This is a genomic window from Bartonella sp. MU70NMGDW (assembly GCF_042194085.1).
Taxonomy (GTDB): Bacteria; Pseudomonadota; Alphaproteobacteria; order Rhizobiales; family Rhizobiaceae; genus Bartonella; species Bartonella grahamii.
Window position 1 is genome coordinate 1 of the sequence record NZ_JBHIMK010000399.1, and the last position, 1,047, is coordinate 1,047.

Sequence of the window (1,047 nt, forward strand, 5' to 3'; positions counted from 1 at the left end):
GGACAGGATTTTATCTTGGAGGACAGATTGGTAGCTTTTCAGGTAAAACAACTGCAAGTTATTTAAAAGATGAGACAAGGATATGGAACCCAGTTGGAAAGGAGAATTTACCTAAACTTTCTGGTTTTATCGGGGGTGTTTATGCAGGTTCCAATATTGATATCGATAATAGTTTTATTATAGGTATTGATACAGATATTATGTGGTCTGGTAAAAAGGATTCTAAAGATGTCGCTCTACCGAAAAAAAGTCCAACTGAAGAAACACCAAAACCTATAGAAGAAACAAGTCTAACAAGAGATTTGCATGAGGAGGATTCGACAACACCTATTAAAGCTGTACGTCATACTTTAAAACAAAAATGGGCCGGTGCTACGCGGATGAAAGTTGGTTTTGCGATCGAGCGTGTGATGCCTTATGTTTCTGGAGGGATTGCTTATACGCAGCTTCAGAATATTTTGGGGTTAGTTGCTGATAGCAAAAATGGAGAGGTTGATTCTTCTGATTGGTTGCATGATGAAAAAAAGACCATGATTGGTTATACCCTCGGAGGTGGTGTTGATTTTGCAATGACTGATAATATTATTGTGCGTGCAGAATATCGTTATTCAGATTTTGGCAAGAAGAAGTTCATACAGGATAAATTTAAAATGGGCTATAAGACAAATGATTTCCGTGTGGGCGTAGCTTATAAATTTTAATTTTTTGCAGAATTAGACAATTCAAAGGTCTCATTTTCGAATGAGGCTTTTATTTTTCAGATATATGCTGGAAAAAAAATCTTCACTCAAAAGAGCTACTGCTTTATTCGAACAACACTTTGATTTGTAAATATAATTTACTTTTTTTCATGTTGAGTGAGAGACCCAAGTATCATAAGATTTTCTCATTTTAAACCTATACCATGTTGAACCAATCAGAACCGCGTTTTTTGCACGTCAAAAGGAGGGAGAGCCGTGAGATAAAAAACATGAAAGAAAGAATAAAAATGCTTCTTATGAACCATCTCAAGTGCCAAAGGCTGTCGCTACATTGGGGATTGGCACA

1 protein-coding gene is annotated in these 1,047 nt (G+C 36.3%); it reads left to right on the plus strand.

Annotation, left to right across the window (positions count from 1 at the left end; all coding sequences use genetic code 11):
* Positions 1-701 (plus strand): outer membrane protein (locus ACFIKE_RS11270; RefSeq protein ID WP_375650029.1); only part of this gene is annotated, 701 nt, incomplete at its 5' end.
* Positions 702-1,047: the final 346 nt, after the last annotated feature.